The 14,900-nt window shown below is 62.7% G+C and carries 17 protein-coding genes and 1 pseudogene; 9 read left to right on the forward strand and 9 right to left on the reverse strand.

From position 1 onward, the window contains the following. Positions 1–85 precede the first annotated feature (85 nt). Together istB and istA are read right to left on the reverse strand one after the other, a co-directional pair. Entirely contained in the window at positions 86–931 is an 846-nt protein-coding gene (gene istB, locus T8T21_RS17340) for an IS21-like element helper ATPase IstB (protein WP_322336894.1), read from the reverse strand. Then, complete coding sequence (gene istA, locus T8T21_RS17345; RefSeq protein ID WP_322337922.1) at positions 928–2,184, reverse strand: IS21 family transposase; 1,257 nt, start codon at positions 2,182–2,184, stop codon at positions 928–930. Before istA ends, istB begins: the two co-directional genes overlap by 4 nt. Positions 2,185–2,369: 185 nt before the next feature. On the opposite strand from istA, the gene T8T21_RS17350 reads away from it, so the two are divergent. Beyond that, positions 2,370–2,495 carry a hypothetical protein gene (locus tag T8T21_RS17350; protein WP_322337923.1) on the forward strand — a complete coding sequence of 42 codons (126 nt, stop codon included), beginning with the start codon at positions 2,370–2,372 and terminating at the stop codon, positions 2,493–2,495. A gap of 177 nt (positions 2,496–2,672) precedes the next feature. On the opposite strand, the gene T8T21_RS17355 is transcribed toward T8T21_RS17350, so the two are convergent. The 3 genes from T8T21_RS17355 to T8T21_RS17365 all read right to left on the reverse strand — a co-directional run bounded on the left by T8T21_RS17355 (position 2,673) and on the right by T8T21_RS17365 (position 5,564). After that, positions 2,673–3,080: a hypothetical protein gene (locus tag T8T21_RS17355; RefSeq protein WP_322337924.1), complete on the reverse strand. Its 408-nt coding sequence runs from the start codon at positions 3,078–3,080 to the stop codon at positions 2,673–2,675. Between the two features lie 130 nt (positions 3,081–3,210). Continuing rightward, entirely contained in the window at positions 3,211–3,999 is a 789-nt protein-coding gene (locus T8T21_RS17360; protein WP_322337925.1) for a hypothetical protein, read from the reverse strand. 167 nt (positions 4,000–4,166) lie between these two features. After that, complete coding sequence (locus T8T21_RS17365; RefSeq protein ID WP_322337926.1) at positions 4,167–5,564, reverse strand: AAA family ATPase; 1,398 nt, start codon at positions 5,562–5,564, stop codon at positions 4,167–4,169. A gap of 362 nt (positions 5,565–5,926) precedes the next feature. Here T8T21_RS17365 and T8T21_RS17370 point away from each other — a divergent pair, with 362 nt between their 5' ends. Both T8T21_RS17370 and T8T21_RS17375 read left to right on the forward strand, forming a co-directional pair. Then, positions 5,927–6,199, forward strand: a complete 273-nt coding sequence (locus T8T21_RS17370; protein WP_322337927.1) for a hypothetical protein — start codon at positions 5,927–5,929, stop codon at positions 6,197–6,199. 180 nt (positions 6,200–6,379) lie between these two features. Continuing rightward, positions 6,380–6,988, forward strand: coding sequence for a hypothetical protein (locus T8T21_RS17375; RefSeq protein ID WP_322337928.1), 609 nt, complete (start codon positions 6,380–6,382; stop codon positions 6,986–6,988). A 117-nt stretch (positions 6,989–7,105) separates the two neighbouring features. Here T8T21_RS17375 and T8T21_RS17380 read toward each other — a convergent pair whose 3' ends face one another. After that, a complete protein-coding gene (locus T8T21_RS17380) occupies positions 7,106–7,462 on the reverse strand; it encodes an H-NS histone family protein (RefSeq protein ID WP_322337929.1) in 357 nt (118 codons plus the stop codon). Positions 7,463–8,123: 661 nt separating this feature from the next. On the opposite strand from T8T21_RS17380, the gene T8T21_RS17385 reads away from it, so the two are divergent. Next, positions 8,124–8,444 carry a DUF2934 domain-containing protein gene (locus T8T21_RS17385; RefSeq protein ID WP_322338007.1) on the forward strand — a complete coding sequence of 107 codons (321 nt, stop codon included), beginning with the start codon at positions 8,124–8,126 and terminating at the stop codon, positions 8,442–8,444. A 169-nt stretch (positions 8,445–8,613) separates the two neighbouring features. Here T8T21_RS17385 and T8T21_RS17390 read toward each other — a convergent pair whose 3' ends face one another. Further along, the gene (locus T8T21_RS17390) at positions 8,614–8,763 is read right to left on the reverse strand and encodes a hypothetical protein (protein WP_322338015.1); all 150 of its coding nucleotides are present in this window, start codon (positions 8,761–8,763) and stop codon (positions 8,614–8,616) included. On the opposite strand from T8T21_RS17390, the gene T8T21_RS17395 reads away from it, so the two are divergent. From T8T21_RS17395 to T8T21_RS17405, 3 genes are read left to right on the forward strand one after another with little or no spacing between them, the layout of a single operon-like run. Continuing rightward, on the forward strand, positions 8,704–8,922 hold the full coding sequence (locus tag T8T21_RS17395; RefSeq protein WP_322338008.1) for an iron chelate uptake ABC transporter family permease subunit: 219 nt from the start codon (positions 8,704–8,706) through the stop codon (positions 8,920–8,922). The two genes, T8T21_RS17390 and T8T21_RS17395, sit on opposite strands and share 60 nt — an antisense overlap. Continuing rightward, complete coding sequence (locus T8T21_RS17400) at positions 8,919–9,926, forward strand: FecCD family ABC transporter permease (RefSeq protein ID WP_322337930.1); 1,008 nt, start codon at positions 8,919–8,921, stop codon at positions 9,924–9,926. Before T8T21_RS17395 ends, T8T21_RS17400 begins: the two co-directional genes overlap by 4 nt. Continuing rightward, positions 9,919–10,737: an ABC transporter ATP-binding protein gene (locus T8T21_RS17405; protein ID WP_322337931.1), complete on the forward strand. Its 819-nt coding sequence runs from the start codon at positions 9,919–9,921 to the stop codon at positions 10,735–10,737. Before T8T21_RS17400 ends, T8T21_RS17405 begins: the two co-directional genes overlap by 8 nt. Positions 10,738–10,813: 76 nt before the next feature. Here T8T21_RS17405 and T8T21_RS17410 read toward each other — a convergent pair whose 3' ends face one another. Beyond that, positions 10,814–12,406 carry a primase C-terminal domain-containing protein gene (locus T8T21_RS17410; protein WP_322337932.1) on the reverse strand — a complete coding sequence of 531 codons (1,593 nt, stop codon included), beginning with the start codon at positions 12,404–12,406 and terminating at the stop codon, positions 10,814–10,816. Positions 12,407–12,996: 590 nt separating this feature from the next. On the opposite strand from T8T21_RS17410, the pseudogene T8T21_RS17415 reads away from it, so the two are divergent. Together T8T21_RS17415 and T8T21_RS17420 are read left to right on the forward strand one after the other, a co-directional pair. Beyond that, a pseudogene (locus T8T21_RS17415) lies at positions 12,997–13,110 on the forward strand (amino acid ABC transporter permease); the annotation flags it as partial. Continuing rightward, positions 13,107–13,934 carry an amino acid ABC transporter ATP-binding protein gene (locus tag T8T21_RS17420; RefSeq protein WP_322337933.1) on the forward strand — a complete coding sequence of 276 codons (828 nt, stop codon included), beginning with the start codon at positions 13,107–13,109 and terminating at the stop codon, positions 13,932–13,934. The pseudogene T8T21_RS17415 and the gene T8T21_RS17420, both read left to right, overlap by 4 nt. 82 nt (positions 13,935–14,016) lie before the next feature. Here the strand turns inward: T8T21_RS17420 and T8T21_RS17425 are convergent, their stop codons facing one another. After that, the gene (locus T8T21_RS17425) at positions 14,017–14,889 is read right to left on the reverse strand and encodes a ribokinase (RefSeq protein ID WP_322337934.1); all 873 of its coding nucleotides are present in this window, start codon (positions 14,887–14,889) and stop codon (positions 14,017–14,019) included. Between the last annotated feature and the right edge of the window lie 11 nt (positions 14,890–14,900).

The raw sequence follows: 14,900 nt of genomic DNA on the forward strand, positions 1-14,900 counted from the left end.
AACCGGCAGGGCTCGGGATGTCAACGCCGCCTGAAGTTTCCCCAGAAGTGCCGAAGTAAAATTCCCCAGTTTCCGGGTGCGGTGATCAGCCGTGCAGTTGATCGATCCTCCCGTCTTTCGGGGGGCGCCCTCGGCGTTTTGGCTGCGGAGGCGGCGCGATGGCAGCGTGAGCGCGGGTATGTTCGGGCATGAGGTCGGCATGGGCCCGCAAGCGGTAGCTAGCGCCTTCGATCTGGACGACGATCGCATGGTGCAGGAGGCGGTCGAGCAGCGCGGTCGCAACGACCGGGTCGCCGAACACTTCGCCCCATTCGGCAAAGCCGCGGTTCGAAGTCAGGATCATAGCGCCCTTCTCGTAGCGGTGATTGACCAGCTGGAAGAACAAGTTCGCGCCACCAGGGGTGATGGGCAGGTAGCCGATCTCGTCGACGATGAGCAGGCTGTTGCGGCTGAAGAAGCGGAGCTTTTCCGGCAAGCGGCCGTCGCGCTCGGCCCGACTGAGCGCGTCGATGATCTCAGCCAGGCTGGCGCGGTAGACCCGCTTGCCGGCCCTGACGGCCTCGACGCCCAAGGCAGTTGCGAGATGGGATTTTCCGGTGCCCGGAGGGCCGAGCAGATGCACGACTTCCGCCCGCTCGATGAAGTGGAGTTGCGCCAGCGCCAGAATTCGCCCGCGATCGAGCGAAGGCTGGAAGGAGAAGTCGAAGCTCTCGAGCGTCTTGATCGGCATCAGTCGCGCGGTCTTCACCGCGACGGTCACTCTGCGCCCTTCACGCGTGACATGTTCCTCCGCCAACAGGCCGTCGATGGCTTCGATGGCGGTGATCTCGCCGCGCTCGAGCCGGCGGAGGGTATGGTCGAGCGCCTCGAGCGCCCGGGTCATGCGCAAGCCGACAAGGCTGGCACGAATGCGGTCGAGGATTTCGGTCATTTCCGCAGCCCCTCGCCTGAGGCCATCCGCTTGGCGACGGCATCGTAGAAGGCGAGCGGTCGACGCCCCACCTCTGTCACCCGTCCTGGCATGGCAGGCATCAAAAGCTCAGGCGGTCTCGGCGGCACGGGTTTGCGGTGACTGGGATCGGTCCGCCGCTGGTTCTTGCCCTCCAGCACCGGATGCACGGCGATCAGCACGCGGTCCTCGAAAATGCGGATCTCGCGCGGATGGTTCTGGACTTCGACCACGCGTTTGCGGGTGGCGTCCGGCACGCTGTAGAGATTGCCGCCCACCGAAACCATGCCCTCGTGGCTCACGCGCCGCTCCACGGTCAAGACGGCGCTGTAGGGGATGACCGGCAACGCGGTCAGATGTGGGTGCTCTTCGGCGAAATGCTCATTGACGATCCGCCGGGTCGTTGCGTGGAGGCGGGAGTTGGCGATGGTCGTGCGCCAGTCCTCGAACTGGGCATTCAGGTCGTCCATGTTGCGGAAGGTCCGGGCGAGGAAGAAGTCCTGCCGCACATAGCGATAGGGACGCTCGACCTTGCCCTTGGTCTTGGCCCGGTAAGGGCGGCACGCTCTTGGCAGCGCGCCGTAATGCGTGAGTAGCGCGACCAGCGAGCTGTTGTAGGTGATCACCCCTTCGGCGTCCTCGTCGATCACCGCCGTCTTCATTCGGTCGTAGAGCAGCTCCTGCGGTGCCCCGCCCATGGCGGTGAAGGCATCGATATGACAGCGCATCACCGTTTGCAGGTCCTGCGTGGCGCAGAAGCGTCCCCAGAGCCAGCGGCTGTGGCCAAGCACCATGGTGAACAGCCAGACGATCCGCACCACGCCGGGCTCATCGGTGAACTCGACCCGGAACTGGGCGAAGTCGACCTGACTCTGACGACCGGCCGGGGTTTCGAAGCGGCGTTCGAAGGGCTTTATCCGACCCGGACGCACTTCGCGAAGGTAGTCGGTGACGGCCGTGTAGCCCCCGTCATACCCCATTCCACGGATCTCCCTTAGCAGCCGCCGTCCCGACAGGTCGGGATAGGCAAGGATCCGTTCGTGCAGATAGGGCTCGAACCCCTCAAGGAGCCGCGGCCGCGGTGCGCGCGGACCGTAAACCGGTGCGGTCACGCCGACCTCCAGGTGCTTGCGCACTGTCTTGCGGTCGAGCCCGACCTTGCGGGCGATGGCAGAGATCGAAAGCCCCTGCCGTTTCAAGTCATGGATCATGACAACTTCCCCAAGTCTGATCACCCGTCGCCTCCATTCCGGTCGGCATGATCAGGTGATGCGATGTGGCCGCTGCCAAGCTGTGGGGGGCATGCCCCCCACAGCTTGGCGCTCAAACCCGGTAAGCTGGGGAATTTTCAAACGGCACTTTTGGGGAGAATACGTCCGGCACTAACAGCTGGGCACAATGTCAGAGCGACGAGCGATGCATGGCGACGGGCATGCCTGGAGAAACGCGTGTCGAGGACGGGCGCGCGCTGACGTTATCAGACGAGATGCACGCCCTGTTCGAACGCGATCCGGCTGCGCTGCAGGAGCGAATGTATCGGGTCTGAGGGTGCCTTGCCCCCCCCCCCGAAGGGAGTGCTCTCCCCGCGATACAGCGCAGAGCCGCACCAGACCGATCTTGCCGATGAGGTCTGTCTTTCCTCCGACCATTGCGCATGTGTACTTCGCCCGTGCCCGTGCCCGTGCCCGTGCCCGTGCCACTTGGCCGCATAGCGATGCCCCGTTCAGGCGGCGGCCGCCATGCTGCGTTCTTCGCGGAACCGGATCCACGTCCCGCTTTCGATCTTCGTCATCGCGGCGTCGATGGGCACCCCCATCTCGATGGCCTGTTGAATACGGCGTTCGCAAGCGGCGTAGTTCGCGAGAAATCGCTCTCGATCGATTCCGATCAAGGGACGGATCGCGTCGAAACAGGCATGACCGGCGGACTGCAAATCCTTGCGGTTTTCCGTCTTCTGAAAGCTGCAGCCCAACGCGCCTGCACGCATCGCGGCGAGCGCGCTGTCGCAAAGATCGAGCGCCTCCAACAGCAAACGTTCATCGATCGCCCAGGGGGCTAGAACATGCATCCAGGTTTCCCGAGCGATATGTAAGCGAAGGTCGTTCAGGAAAGCCGAGTGAACCACCCCCATTCTGTTTGACAACGTCACCCCTGATCCCCTTCCGCAAGCCTCATTTATGAAGGATATACGGGGGGAAGATTTCAATATTTTTGACGAAGCGGACGAAACGACAGCTGGCACAAATATCACGGCCTGTCCCTCACAACTGCTTTTGCATTGGAGCGCTCAGGTAAACATGTTTGCTGGCGGGCTGATCTGTCCTTCCAAATGGGCAGAATGGAAACGACACAGATGACCTTTCCTCTTGCACCTCTTCCGCGGCCGTATCAGTGCTGTCATCACGGAACAGATCATCTGCTTCGGCGTCGCAGCGGACCTCGTCGATCCAGCGTTTCGTTCTGACGCGTGTTCGGCCGTGGAACAGCGTACGTTCGCGCAGGGTGACGAATGTACCCCGGGTGCTGGCGTACTTGATCCGGTTGATCCATCTGGTCCAGTCCAACCAGGTTTGATCTTCGCACCACCAATCTCGGATGACGCCATCAAAAACGATATCCTGCTGTCGGGCGCTCTGGATGCAGTAGGTCTTTGGGGTATCCCGGTCGACGATGCAGACCACGCCTTGTTTCTCGGACCCCAGGATCGAGGTATCGAACTCCGACATATCCGGTCGCACCTCCAGCACGGCCCGATCGATGTCGTCCTGATCCGCATCATTTCCATCGTCGTCCAAGACATGGAAGCCTATCTCGTCGCCGAGGCTGCCACCCTGGAGAAAGGGGTAGACCTCAATCCGCGACGGATCGCCTTTCCAATGATAGAACAGGGCAAGGTTCTGGAAGCGCGATCCATTCGTGATGATCTCGTTCTGAATACTGCCCCATGCCACCTCCGGGGCAATTTTCCGGGGCTCGAAGTATTCGAACCTCGTTCTGAGATGGCCGGTTTCCAGATGCTTCTTGAATTCCGAAAGGTGAAGGGTTTTCATCGGGTCGCTCCCTATTGCAACATGACATCAGGCTAGCGACGAAATATTAAAGCAATTCCAAAGAACCGAGGCGTTCGGCCCGCTGGCCGATATTATCGCTTTGCAAATGGCAGGGAAGCTTTCTCGGACCAGATCCGCGACGCTGCAGACCCGGTCCGTGACCCGCGTCACATCACGACACGGGCCGTCTCGCGGGCATTGTCATCGATCAGCTGGCGGACCAGTTCCGCGAGGACGCGAACGCTGCGATGGCGGTCGAAGGTTTCTTCCAGGAACGCGAGGTCGCTCGCGGTGAGCCGCAGGAAGGCTGGATGCAGACCGAGCAGTTCGGCTTGGTCGCGCAGGATCGATCTGGCAAGCGCGCGGACATGATGCCTCGCCGGCCGGGGCATCTCGAAGACGTCGCACCGCGACAGCAGTGGCCCGCAGATCCGGTCCAGCTGGTTGGCGCTGAAGATCCAGTTGACGCCCGAGGCATCGACCGCGCTCGCGAGATAGCGCTCGTGGTATCGCCTGGCTTCGCCGGGCTCGAGCAGCGGCAGCAGGCACTCCTGGATCGACCCATTATGCGTCGTCTGGGCTTTGTCGATTTCATCGAGAATGATGAGCGGGTTCAGAATACCGCTCTGTGAGATTGTCGACGACACGATCGATGGCATTGCTGTCGACCATCCCGCCGACGTCCCGAACAGGTTGCCATCCGCGCTGCCGGCGACGGATTTCTGCGATGCCGGCAAACCCAGCTCAGTTGCAAATGCCCGCAGAAGCGCCGTTTTGCCGGTTCCCGGCGGTCCGACGAGGATCGCGGGACGCAGGGAGATGACGGCCCGGCCCTGTTCAAAGTTGCGCTCGAGCGGACGGAGCAACCCGTCGATCACCGCCGTGGCGTGGGGAAAGCGAGCGCCAAGCCCCTCGCGGATGCGGGCGAACGTGCCACGATCCCGGCATTCGGCGTAAGGCACCGGCTCGGTGCACACGGCATGCAGCGCTACATTGCGTTCCACCTGGCGACCGCCATCCGGCAGGTTCTTCAGGGCTTCCGGGTCGAGCAGGTACCGCCCCGGTCCCTCCGACCGCACCTGATTGGGATCAGCGCGGCCAGTACCTGACCGCGACGCGCCGGTCGCATCGGTTTTTCGGCATCGGCATTCCATTTGCTGCCGCTGCTTCTGGTATTCCAGTTGGTGCTGCAATTGCATGTCCGCGATCTGCGCGAGCTCACCCAGGAATCCGATATCTTCGAGTTCGGCATGCAGCACGTCGATGCTGTCGTACACGGTATCCGTACCTTGCGGCTTCGGCTCGGGAATATAGGTGAAGCCATGGCGCACAGCGGCTTCCGCGCGAGCCTGCTCGTTTGTGCGGGTCCACCATCGCTTGATGGCACGGTAGCCCGCTTCCTGAGCTTCGGTGCTGGCGTCTCGCAGTCGTTCCGTGAGCACCGCCTTTACGAATTGCGGCAGGCTGAATGGCGCGGCAGATGCGGTTTCGCCGAGAACTTCGGCGACATAGTTGGCAATGGCCTCGTCGACCTCCGCATCCCATTGCGGATTATCGTCATCCATGATCGTTCTCCTGTTTTTCTATAAATCCAGGCCCAAGGCCCGGTGCCAGAAAATCAGGTGCGAGGTATGGTGACGTTATTGCTCATGCGGTGAGGCTATTTCGCGCGTCACCTGCGGTCAAGGGCTTACCCACCCACGGCCGAAGCGCGCGACAGCAACGAATGCGGTAAAACGATCGTGCAGCTGTACAATGCTACCGGCCTTCAGCATCGATTCATGGAGGCGGCATTGAGTAACGCCGGCCTGGAATTGTCGGTACAAGTACCACTGGCCAGGCTTTCCGACACGAAACGCTTGAATACGTATTGCAATAATTATCCGGGCCCGATCGTCTATGGGTGTCTCATCAATAGGAGATTTCCATGCTCGGCATTATCAATTCCGCGATCCTCCTCTCGCAGGCCATGAATTCCAGGCCGCGGACCATCATGGATCCCGAGGGCTACCGCGTCGCCCGAGTCACCGGTGACTACCTCGCGGCATCGAAGGCCCGGGCTCTGGCGGCCGAAGCGGAGCTCGATGCGCTGCAAGATGAGCATGCGGAGCTGATGTCCGACGTGGCCGATCTCGAGGAGATCGTCGCGCGGCTGAGCGATGTTGGCACCTCCGCCTCCGGCCGGACCGACGCGGACTGAGGCGTATCCCCCTTCCCTGCCCGGGGGGTACTGTCGTTTGTCGTATGCATCCCGCCGCCGGATCTCCTCCGCGTATTCGCAACAAAGGAGATCCAAATGACGAATGCATCAACCCACCCCGCGAGCCGGCGCCGGCGAGGGGAACCTGTCACGCCGATGAGTGCTGCGATTCTCGAGGCCATGCTCGAGCTGGCGCGCAAGTTTCTGAACCTGATCCTGAAGCTCCTCGGGTTGCCGCTTGTCGCGGCGCGCAAGACGGCGCGCGCCCTCGGCCTCGGGGGGAGCCGCGGCGGCGGGCACGATGCTGCAGCGGAGCAGGCGCGGCGTCAGCAGGAGTTCGACGCGCCCTCGGCCGTGACCCAGCCACCCGCAGCGGTCTCAGGCTCCCCCAGCCGCCTGATCCCGGCAATGAAAGCCTACCTGCAAGCGCCGACGGATCACCAGCGTACGGAGATCGCGAAACGGCTGCGGCACCCCCAGATTATTGCTTACCTCGATGGCCTGCGGCCTGAGGAGCGAGACGCCTTTCTCGAGGCATCGCCGGGGGCCTTACGGGGGCACTTCGATGGCAAGCTGCCGCATGCCAGATTACCCGCTTGGAGTACGGACTTCGACTACAGCGTGATCGAGCGCCCTGGGCCCAAAAAGGCCGCGAAAGCGGCGCCGGTGGCGCCTGCCAAGCGTCAGCCCCTCAGATCCTCGACCCCGCCCTCCGGGGCTGCAACCGCGACAGGACTGCGATCACGGACAGCGAGGATGGTGGAACGGCACCGGCAGCTGGCGCAATAACCGTCCGGGACCCACGCTTGGCGGATAACGGGCGACCGGTGCATTCCGGTCGCCCGTTTCTATTTCAGACCCCTTTAGCGGAGCAGTTTGCCCATGGAGCAGCGCGTGGTCGCTTAATCAGCCCGCCGCATGACCACCATTCAGGCGATCGATCAGGAAATCATCGCGATTGGCGCCGTTCTCGATCGCGTCTTTCATCCATTGCGGCTGGCGTCCACGCCCCGACCAGGACTGGGTGGGGTCTTCTGGATTGCGGTATTTCGCCGGCGCACCGGATTTGAAGGCCTTTCCCTTGGCGCCCCTCATCGCAATCACGTCATCGAGGTTGTAGCCGAGTTCCCGGACGGCCGCTTCCGCAGCGGCACGCGCTTCTGCGCGCTTGCGATCGTGGTAGTTGGAAATCGCTTTCTCGACGGATTTCTGAAGTTCCTTGAGTTCTCCCAGCTCCAGGCTGTCGAGATCGGCATCAGCCATGACCATTCCTTTTCAGTCGCACATTAATCAGGTTTGCCTGTCTAGCGAATACGAGATGACATCGCAACGTGTCGTTCCGGTGATAACACACGCTTCCATCCAAGCTTGTGCCTTTCTGGTGTCTTGAACGGCGGGCTGGTCAGGAGAGTTCGCCGACGTATTCCACGATCAATGCAGCGCCCGGATCGTTTGCTTGGTTATCCGGGCGCCCTGTATCCCAAGGGGTCGGATAGAAGAGGCCTGGCGAAAAAACTGCGTAGGCTCATCCCTGAAAAGCAGAACCCCGGAGATAGTATCTCCGGGGACTAAGCCGCCTTGCGGCGGGGGTCAGCTTCCATGAAGCTGTATCTTGAGGATCACGATTTCTCGTGTTTGATCCTTTTGTATTGTAAGCCGCCAATGCAGCGCCAAAGGTCGATCGCTCTTCCCTTGATGGGTCCTGTATACCTTGCGCCCTCCGGACACGCAACGGAAATCGTACGGTCGGCGCAGATTTTCTTCTATTTATCATAATGTTGACAATTCTGGCTTCACCCACGGGTTTCGCGTTCAGGGACTGCAGCTACAGTTCCACCTCCGGGCGGTCCTGCTGTCTGGCCTGCCACGCATTGTCCCGCCCTCCCGGCCGGCTAGTTTGCAGTGTGAGGACATGAGGTTCGCAATGACGCCATCTCGGGAGGATCGAATTCGGCAGCGCGCGTATGAGATCTGGCTGCGCGAGGGCGAGCCTTCCGGAAGGGAGGAGGAAAACTGGTCGAAGGCTGTTCGGGAAATCGACGACGAGGACCGGCATACACACAGGACCGAGGTTCAGAGCGTCAGGCGCCGGCCACTGGACGAAACCGGAAAAGCCCCTGACCTGTCGGACCGGGACAAGGCCCTGCGAGCGGCCGAGGCCGCGGCCAGGCGACATGGCTACGATCTGGCGGAGCTGCTGCACCCCCGGACGCCTCGCGCAGGAATGCAGTCGCGCAGACGTTAACCGTGAGGGCGGGTGGCATGCCGGACGCAGTTTGTCTGTAGGCGATACTCGAGGCCAAGCTCGGAGGGGAGTTAATACGCCGGGAGGTAGAGGTAGATAGCTCGCCGCCCCAACTACCTTGCTGTGACGAATGGGCGCGGCCTTGATGATGGGGGTGGCGGGGTGGGCGTCACTCCCAATATCCCTCGACGCTCCACCCCGCCACATGCGGCAAGGGGCCGCCCTGCTTGCGGGGACCGCCGTCGCGGTCGCGGGCCCGGTGGTCTTCATCGGGCTCGGCGCGCCGCATCTGGCGCGCGCCACGCGGGTCATGGGACATGCTCGGCTCCTGCCGCTCAGGGAGCCGCTCTGGCGCTCGTTGCCGCTTATTCTCGCGCGTTACCTGATCTGGCCGGGCGAGGCGCCACTCTCAGCAGTCACCGCGCTGGCCGGTGTGCCACTCCTACTGGCACTGCTCCATCGGCGGGCCCCGGCATGAACGTCACCGCGACACGCCTCGGCCTGCTGGTCTTGCTGCTGATGGCCCTCCTGGTGACCGGGATCGGCACCGGCAGCAGTTTCCTCGGTTCGGACCGGGTCATCGCCGCGCTCTTGGGCACGGGCGAGCGCATGGACATGGTCATTGTCTGGACGCTGCGCCTGCCCCGGGTGGCACTCGCGGCGCTCGCAGGGGCCGCGCTGGCGCTGTCGGGCGCGCTGTTGCAGCGCGCCACCCGCAATCCGCTCGCCGCGCCCTCGGTGCTGGGCATTACCGATGGCGCCGCCGTCGGGGTGCTACTGTTCCTGACCATCTTCTCCGATGCCGCGAACCACCTGACGGTGCCGGTGGCCTGGCAGCCCGCCTTCGCCGGGCTGGGTGCCACCGGTTTCGCGCTTCTCGTGCTGCTGTTGGGTGGCAGGCATCGCGCAGATCCGCTGCGCCTCCTGCTTTACGGCGTGGCGCTTGCCGCGCTGGCCAAGGCGATCGTCGTGCTGCTGCTGATCGTCGGACCCGTATACCGCACGTCGCAGGCGCTGATCTGGCTTGCTGGCTCGGTGCAGGCCGCGCAGGGCCGCGATGTGGTGCTGCTCGGCAGCGTGCTGGGCCTCTCGCTGCCGGTGCTCATTCTTCTCGCGCGGCCGCTCGACCAGCTGCGGCTCGATCCGGACAGCGCCTTTGCCACCGGCCTGCCCGTGGCGGCCGTGCGCGGGGCTGCCCTGGCCCTGGCCGTCGCGCTCGCCGCGGGCGCGGTCAGCGTGGCCGGCGGGATCGGTTTCGTCGGGCTGCTGGCACCCCATGCCGCGCGCCTGCTGTTCGGGTTGCGGGCCGCGCCGCAACTCATCGGGGCGGCCCTACTGGGGGCTGCCATGACGACAGGCGCGGACCTGATGGTGCGGCTGGCCTTCCAGCCGCTCGAAGTGCCGGTGGGCGCCGTGACCGCCGGACTTGGCGCACCCTTCTTTCTGTGGCTTCTCAATCGCCGAGGTGATGCCCATGCCTGACACCCATATCGCTCTTCGGAATGCCGCCGCCGGCTATGGCGACCGGCTCGTCTTCGAGGGTCTCACGCTTGAGATCCCGGCGGGACAGGTCACCGCGCTGTGCGGCCCGAATGGCTGCGGCAAGTCGACCGCGCTGAAGGCGATGCGCCGGCTGCTGCTGCTGCGGCACGGGGCAGCCCTTCTTGGAGATCGCCCTGTTACCGAGCGCAGCGCGAGAACCTTGGCCCGCGAGATTGCGATGCTGGGCCAGACGCCCGAGGCCCCCGGAGACCTCACCGTGCGCGATCTCGCAGGCCTTGGCCGCTATGCGCATGCGAGCCGCTTTACGGGGCCGGGCGCAGCGGATCGCGCGGCAGTCGATGCCGCCTTGTCAGCGGTGGACCTCTCGCATCTTGCCGACCGGCCCATCGCCGCGCTCTCGGGTGGCCAGCTCCAGCGCGCCTGGCTGGCCATGACCGTGGCGCAGGAGGCGCCGGCGATCCTGCTCGACGAGCCCACCAACCATCTCGATATCGCCCATGCCCTTGAGACGCTCGACCGCGTGCGCCGCCTCGCGCATGAGATGGGCCGAACCGTGGTGGTGGTGCTGCACGATCTCAATCTCGCCGCGCGTTTTGCGGACAGGTTGGTGCTCTTCAGGGATGGCGGCGTTGCCGGACAGGGCCCCGTCTCTGAGGTGTTCCGGCCCGAGCTGATCTCCCATGTCTTCGACATCGGGTGCGAGATCCTGATGACATCAGCAGGACCCATGGTCGTTCCGTTCCAAAATAGTCGGGCTAGTGCACAAGATGGTCAGCGAAACGCGGCCTGAGCATAGGGAGGCTTTGCGCCGCCGGCTTTTGGTCATGGTCCCGAGCGCGATGGCAGAGTTCATCAGCCAGACACCCCTAGAAAGGAGGATCCGTATGATCCCGACGGATGACGTTGCCCTCCGCGTCCCTGGGTGGGGAGATGCCGGTGCTTAAAGGGATCACCTGCCCCTCATCTTTCTGAGCTGCCCGCACCGCAGGGGGCATGCGGTTGCCCAGCCTTATAAGGTTACCTGTACCAATAGGTAGGGTTTCCTTATGCTCCTTGCCGTTCGGCTGCTCTCCCTTCTTATAGGTGGCGCCGGTATCTTCGGTGGATTTATTGATAGGGCCAATCTCTGAGTGCACCATTTTGACCCCCATCCTCGCCCTCTGAGCAGCGCTCTGAGAGTCGGACGGCAGCCGAACGCACACCCCTTGACGGAGGCTGTCGAGACGCTCGCGTGAGGTGGAAGCATGTCCATCCCAGTGAGCGCGCACGGTATTCACACTCAGTTCGGTAAGGCGAGCCACTCCTTTCTTCGTCGGCACCTCGCCTTGGGACTTCATGAACTCCCGTGCAGCCGAGATCTTCTCCGCATTGGCCTCGACCTGTTTTGAATTGGCATAGAGAGCACCGATAGCCTGACGCCGCTTTCGCGAGTTGCCTGCGTGCATATATTCGCGCGCAGCGCCCCGGTTCTTGTAAGTGGCAGGGTCTGGCTGATGCTTCCAAGTCCAGCGTGCGATCGAGCGTGCGATCGACTGGCATTCGCTGACCGACATCGGGTTGTGGGCATTGTGGAGCTGATTGTGCTCGTTGACCTCCAGGATCATGTGCTCGATAAAGCGCTCCTCTGAGCGGAAGCTCGACCAGCTCTGATATGCAATCCAGCGGCAGGCCTCCCAAGCACCGCAATTGCGGCCGGTCGCATCCGCATCTTCCTGAGCACTCCGTCTCGCCCAAGAAAGATCCTGGCGATACTGCCGCGGCATCTTCTTATACTCTTCGACATCGAGTTCGAGCAGCGCAGCCAACTCATAGAGCGAGGTTTTCTTCCGGGTTCCGGAGATTACGGCCCATCGTGGACTCTCTGGATTCTTGGTGCTGACTTTCTGGCCTGGATCGACGGCCGCACCATACTGGCGCAACCGCTCACAGATATTATGATAAATGACTTTGAGCAGATAATAGGCGCGCCGGTTGTACTCAGGGACCCCGCATTCGAGCAGGATCGTCGCATGCAACCGCTTCAGGCCGTGCTGGCCGTACCCGCCCCGCTTGAGGTCGGCCATGATATCCGCGTCCGTGAACGGCTCTCCAACGAGCATCGAAAAATGAATGCCCGTATCCTCGAAGAGCTCCAGAAAAGCTGCAACACCGTTGTTGCAGTCGATATCAAACGTCAAGGCATTGTGCATCCGCCCAGATCGAAATGACGGGTTGATACAGATGTAATCATCGCTTCGAACTTCTGCCTTCGGGTGAAGCTTGAGGTTTGCTTTGCCTTTGGCGCTGCTTCGTACGTAGTGCGGCAGCCGAATCTCATCGATGAACGAACGGCCACCGACGCCGCAAGGAGGCTTGGCCTTTACCAGTGTCAGGCGCGGCTTCGGACGGCAGTTTGCAGGATCCTGCACGCCATAGAGCGCATTCGGGTTGGGTGAAGTGGATCTGCGTACCAGTCCCATCGTCGGTCTCACTGCTCGGGATGAGAGCAGGAGGGCGTCCTTGGCTCACATCGTCACCCGTTGTCCGGGCTGTTCTGACGGCAGTATACAGGCCGAAGGCCGAACACGTGAGCACTCCACCCAAGGGCCGGCAAGATTCCGCTGTCATGTCAGATGTATGGGAGGCGTTCTTAATCTAACGTTTAAGATCTTCTGGGTGAAGGTCACGCGAAGAGAGCACAGGCAGTCCAAGGCAGCGTCGGGCGCATCATCCTGCAAGGGCTAGCACTCCTGCAAACCTGTCCCGTCCCGTGTGAGCTCTTCAGGCTACATTACCTGAACCCGGTCGTGAGACGTCCGACATCGGGGCTGGTGGGTCGGCGCTCGGGAGGGGTGCCTGACATCGGTTTGGGGAACTTGCTTGCAAAGCGAAGGAATATTTCTGCAGATATCAGCTGGTCTGTAAAAATGTTTCCTTATTTTGGTTCGATGTTTCTTAACTATTAAGTAATGGGGGGAGAGCTGCGGTCAGTTCGAAGGTATAAATCGGGTCGGCCGGAATTCGTGCCCAAGAAGCATCCAGCGCTGTATCTTTGTCAAAGCCTTGTGCGCTCTACTTCGAGGCGTTCCTCGTGGTTGCGGTGATCTACTGGATCATCGTCGAGGCGCTGTCTTTCGCGCAGCGCGGCCTCGAAACCCGCCTCAACCGGGCCTTCGCCCGATGATCGAGATCACCGGACTGACCAAGGGCTTCGGCCAGGGACCGGTGCTGAACGGCATCGACCTTTCGATCGCACCCGGCGAGCGGATCGTGGTGATCGGCCCGTCGGGCACCGGCAAGTCGACGCTGCTGCGCTGCCTGAATTTCCTCGACCGGCCCGAGGCCGGCACGATCCGCCTGGGTGACCTGACGGTGGATGCCGCGAAGGCCAGCAAGGCGCAGATCCTCGCGCTCAGGCGCCGCACCGCCTTCGTGTTCCAGAACTACGCGCTGTTCGCCAACAAGACCGCGCGTGAGAACATCACCGAGGCCCTGGTCACGGTGCAGAAGAAGCCGCGCGCGGAAGCCGAGGCCCGGGCGGCGACGATCCTGAGCGAGATCGGGCTTTCGGAGAAGGCCGACAGTTACCCCGCCGCGCTCTCGGGCGGGCAGCAGCAGCGCGTGGGCATCGGCCGGGCGATGGCGCTCGACGCGCAGTTGATGCTGTTCGACGAACCTACCTCGGCGCTCGACCCAGAATGGGTGGGCGCGGCAGCAGGAAGCGCGTGGTGTCGTGCTCAAAGGCAGCGATCGGATCCTGCGGGCCATTGTGACGGAAGGCGAGATCGAGCGGGGAGCGGTTCCCGACATGCTGGGGGTCAGCGACCGACAGGCACGATAGGTAACGGCCCGGCTTCTCGAACTGGAAGCCTTGGCTTCCGAGGGTTCACGCTCCCCACTGCAGCTGCATTTCCCTGCAACACTCGCATCGGCATGGATGCCGAACCTCTTCCCCGAGAAATAAGTGTCAGACGAGAGAGCTTGTTTGCCGTCGAGATGACAGGATGACCACTCGGATCAAGGACATGACCCGGGCTACATGACAAACGAGCTCAACATCGGTCAGGGTCGAGGAATACGCTGACTAAACTCAATTCGAAACTTGAGAGACATGCCGAGCGGCCGCGTGATTGGCATGACCAAGCGCCGTTGTGAAATTCGTTCCGGCAGCAAGTTGCCCCACCAACGCGCCGATGAAGCAGTCGCCTGCACCATGCGTCGAGACGAGTTCGACCTTCTCGGCCGGCAGGGCCGCCCGATCCTGCCCGCATTGGAATGCCACGCCATCGCCCCCGGATGTTACCACGGCACAAGGAAAACGCGCAGACAGCATCTCGGCCGCGGCCGCAGCAGTATCCAGGGACGACACGGTTATCCCGCACAGGCTCTCGGCCTCGAGCGCATTGACCACGAGTATATCGACGAGATCCAAGAAGCCCGCGCTCATGGCCCGCCAAGGCGCCGCGTTCAGGCAGACCGCGATTCCATGCGCCTGCGCTGCGCGTGCAGCGGCGACGTTGATCTCCTCCCGCACCTCGTTCTGTAAAACCAGATGGGTGGCACCTTTCCACAGCGCGTCCGCAGCAAGCGCCTGCTCCGCGATCTCAAGATTCGCGCCTGATACGATGACGGCGCCGTAGTCGCCGCTTGCATCTGAGACCGCCACGCTCATGCCCGAGCGGGTGCCAGGCAGCCGCGCCACATGGTCAGTCAACACGCCTTTCTCGGACAACCGCTCCAGAAGAAAGGTGCCGAAGTCGTCGTCCCCCACCGCCGACACCATGCGCGCCTCGCGCCCTTCGGCCGCGATGGCCACCGCCTGGTTGCCGCCCTTGCCACCGAACTTGGGGTGCCAGCGATGGCCAGTCACGGTTTCGCCTGGTGCGGGGCGGTGGGGAGCCTCGACGAAGATGTCATAGTGAAGGCTGCCGACGACAACGACGGCACCGGGGGTCTTTGGCATGGGGTCTGATC

It is taken from the genome of Limimaricola variabilis, from assembly GCF_034371605.1.
Taxonomy (GTDB): Bacteria; Pseudomonadota; Alphaproteobacteria; order Rhodobacterales; family Rhodobacteraceae; genus Limimaricola; species Limimaricola variabilis.